Raw genomic sequence first — 4,241 nt, 5'->3', positions numbered from 1 at the left:
CATGGAACGTATCGCGCCCCGGCCCAGCCGCGAGAGAGACCGAACAACATTCATGCATGAAGTCATGAGAATTCTCCGAATCACGGTGACGGGAACGGCACATAGGCCGAGCAACCGGACGCATTGCAGGCACGGACGGAATACGAACCAGTCAGCGTGGTCGAGGATCCACTCTGGAGCACATACGAGGCGATTGATGAGTTGTAGACCGTAGTCGTGCCGCTCAGAACCTCGTACCGAAGCGCACCGCTTACGGCGCCCCAAGTTCCCGTGAAGGTAAAAGTCGTCCCCGAGTTGGTCCTTGTCGTATTCACGCCTGATGGTGCGGCAGGCGGGAGTGCAACTTGGACCGTGACGGTTCCGCTCACCGGCCCACACCCACCRATATTGCATGGTTGAACGTGATAGGCGTAGCTACCGTTGCCCTTGCCGCAAATATTCAACGTGCCCGATCCGTCATTTCCGATGGTTGCAAATGCACTGTTGTTGGCGCTTTCCTGCATCACGTACGACGTCGCTCTGGCGACCATGCCCCAAGTGACTGTGTAGCAGCCGTTCGTACTTGTTCCGGGAACCGAAATGGCCGGTGCCGACGAAGGCGCGATAGTTACGGTGGACGACCCGACGGGACTGTAGTTGCCACACGGCGCTGTATTACAAGCCCGGACACGAAAGTAATAGATGCCGCTCACCGAAACGATTGCTGTCGTCGAGGTTCCGGTGCCTGCCCAAATGTTGGCGAAGGTAACGTTGTCGGAACTCTGTTGCAGTTCGTAAGTCAGCGCATAGGCCGTGGTCGGCCAGCTGATCGCAACCGATCCGCTGCTCGCCGATTGCACATTGATGGACGCAGGCGCGGGTGGCGTATGCCGCACCACCAACCCAGCGCTTGTCGCCCATCCGCTGCAGCCGGCGGAATTGCATGCCCTCGCCCGGAAAATGTAAGTTCCATCCAGTGCCGCCGGCAGCGATACTGACAACGCCGTTCCCGTGTAGGAACCCGGAGTCCCTCCAGTTGACGTAGCGTCGTAAGACGTCGCACCGGCCGACGCGGCCCAGCTAACGGTGACGCTCTGCTGGTCGGGACTGAGCACACCAGACACGGTTGCCGGCATCACCGGAATCGTCACGGGCACGGACACCACGGTCGTCGCTATGGGACTCCAGTTGCCGCACCCGCTGGCACCACACGCACGCACCTGATAGTGGAAGGTACCCACTGCTGTGTGCGTGATGGACTTGCTCAGCGCGGTCCCTGTGTAGACAGCCGTCCACGTGCCACCGTCGGGCTCTTCCTGGAGCTGGTAGCTGGTCGTCGACGGGATTGTGGTCCAGGACACGGTATACGCCGTATTGGGCTTACCGGTCGCCGGTGCGCTCAGCACCGGTGCCCCGGCTCCGGCCACACTGTCCGTGCGGGCAACGAGCTTCTTGCCGAGGTAGATGTAGTCCGTCCCGTTGTTGCCGCTGGGATTGAACTGCCAAAGCAGCTGCCCGTCGTGCGTGTACAGGGAATACGTGGTCGCCCCCGTCACGACTGCTTTCACCCGACGGCCTTCGGCGTCGTACGTGTACTTGTCGGTGCTGGTGTTGACCGAGGTCAGGCGGTCCGCCTGGTCGAACGTGTAGTGCTCGGTTCCGTTTGTCGTGACGTTGCCACGGGTGTCGTAGGCAAAGGTCCGCGACACGCTGCCACCCCCGATGCTGGTGAGCTTGTTCGTGACATCGTAGGTGTACGTGCTGGTCTGGGTGCCCGAAACGATGGTGGTCAGGTTGTTGAGGGGGTCGTAGTTGTAGGTGTCCGAACCCCAAAGACCGCTGGTTGCAGTCTTCAAGCGATTCAAGCCGTCGTAACTGAACGTGCGGGAGCGCGGGCCGCTCGCGACCAGGTCGTCGAGTTCGGTGATGTTGGCGTTCGGGTCGTACTTGAACCCTTCGCTGAGGGTGAGGGTCGTGCCTTGGGTATACGAAAAGTCCGACATCAACTGACGCGTGTTTCGTTGGGCGAGATAGTCCACGCCATTGCCGAGGGTAAAGTGCAGCAGCTGGTCGTCGGGGAAATAGGATGCGCCGGTCGCGTAGGTGCCCGCCTGGGTGGGACGGCCGAAAGCGTCGGGCGCAAGCGGCACGGCCTTGCTGTCGGGATAAGTTACGGCGGCCACAACGCCGTTGACGTCGTAGCCGAGCCCCACCGGCCAGACATGGCCATCGACGGACAAACTCTGCCCAGTCGTCAGGTCGCGTTTGTTGTAGGCAAACAGCCATTGGACGACTGCCGCACCAGTCCCCGAGGACTCGGTCGATGGCTTGCCGGTCAGTGTGTAGGTGAAGTCTGCTTCCGGCGTCACCCCATCGCCGTAGGTCACCTTCGTGACGCGATTGAGCGTGTCGTAGGTGCGCGACACCATGGCGGCAGCTAGCACCTGGTCATAGCCGCAGCCGGCTTCCGTGATGTTCTGGCCCTTGGCGCTCCAGACGACGTTGTTGGCCGCGTCAAAGCTTGTCACCGTGCTCATCGTCTCCGGCTCGAAGGTGCGACAAACCCGCTTGAAGCTGTCGTACACCATGGATTTGGTCACACCACCCTGGATGACGGTTTGCGGATTGCCGTACAAGTCTCGCGTGATTTGCTGGACGACGCCTTCCGGAGCTTCCACCTTCACGGCGTTTTTCAGCTCTGGCTCGTCAAACACCTGGTAGGTCGTGGTCGTCGTGTTGTTGTTCGGGTCCGTGACCTGCTTTCTCGCACCGCCCGGATAACCGGTCGTGGTGACGTCTGCGGGATGGTTCAAATCTTCAGACGGCTGGATGGTCTGGATGGCTCGGGACAATGCGTCGTAGTTCGTCGTGATGCCGTTGGTCACAGCCGCCGAGTTGTAGGCCTGCAGTCCGTCGACCGCGTAGGACTGGAAGGTCGTGTTGCCCTTCCAGTCGTGCACGGTCACCGTGGTTGTCGGCAGCGCGCCGTCAATGGTGCGAAAGCGCTGGGCCACCATGGGCCGCAGCAACGCATCGAAGTAGGTCACCTGCGTATAGTTGGTCGCCGTGCCGTCGCCTTGCGTGACCGTGCGCCGCCAGTGCCCTGCGTCGACGCCCTGCTCTGCTGTCCCCACGAAGCTATAGGCGAACACCTTCGGCGCCCAGGCCACGGTGTCTCCGGCTGGATAGCTGATTTGTCCCAGCCTTCCGACCGAGTCGTAGCTGTAGGTCGTGGCATTGCCATTTTGGTCGGTGACGGACGCCACTTCACCAAAGGCATCGACCCCGATGTGTTCAGTCGTCTGGTCCGGGTAGGTCACCAGGGTCGGCAGGCCGCGCTGGTACGCGCTCAAGGTGGTGGTGTGATTGAGGGGGTCTGTGAAGGTGGCCAACTGGCCGAGACCGTCGTACGTGTAGTTCATCAACGTGTGACCGAAGCGCGAGCGGCTTTGCAGCTGGTCGAGTGCCGTGTAGGTGTTGACGGATTCCGTTTCCGGTACAGACAACGCCGGGGAGACGTTGGTCACCGTCTGCGGCAGGCCGAGCACCCAGTGGCCCGTGTCATTGAGGTAGGTGGTCGTTTCGACCAGTGCCGTCTGCCCGGCGACAGAATTCGAGCGGGTCGCCTGGGTGGGGTTGGCAAGCGCGTCGAAGGCGTTTGCGGTCCAGAGGTAGGTGTCGCTGTCATGCACCGTGGTCTTTTGGTTGACCGGGGTCAACCGTCCCATCTGGTCGGAGTTGACCGCAAGCACCGCCGAGCGACCCAGGGTTTGCGGCCAGGGATAAGGCCAGGGACCGCTGGCTGGCGGCAGCGCGTAATTGCTGGCCTCCGACCGGACCAGTGTGGACGTGTCGCCAGCGGTGAAGAACTCGGACTTCAGCAGGAGGCTTTCGGACGCATCGAAGCTGTTGCTGAAGGTGTAGCGCGTCGTGCGGTTGGACGGGTCGACCATTTCGGTCGACACACTGGTGGCGCACCCGGTGCACGGCGCCCAGCTGTCGTTTGGCGACGAGTAGGTGTAATTCCACGTCTGGGTGCCGATGCCCGCACCGCTCAAGGTCCGCTGGATAAGGGAATTGGATTTGTAGGCTGCCGGGAAGCGCAGCTGCGGCGTCGTGTTGGCGTTCAAACACACCTTGGGCACGTTCGACCGGCCCCGGATGGTGCTTTTGAGGGTAAAGGTCCCTGTGACCCCTGACGGCTGCGTAATCGAGCCCGACGACGTGACGGCATCTTGTGGCCGCAGCGTGTAGTCGCACCC

Annotated in this window: 1 protein-coding gene; it reads right to left on the bottom strand. The window is 61.7% G+C overall.

All coding sequences use genetic code 11. From position 1 onward, the window contains the following. Positions 1-80: 80 nt before the first annotated feature. The gene (locus AC1DT2_RS16810; protein ID WP_477297594.1) at positions 81-4,109 is read right to left on the bottom strand and encodes a hypothetical protein; all 4,029 of its coding nucleotides are present in this window, start codon (positions 4,107-4,109) and stop codon (positions 81-83) included. Between the last annotated feature and the right edge of the window lie 132 nt (positions 4,110-4,241).

The sequence above is a fragment of the Luteibacter sp. P4_E6 genome (genome assembly GCF_056401535.1).
This window is presented reverse-complemented; position numbering and strand designations above follow the sequence as displayed.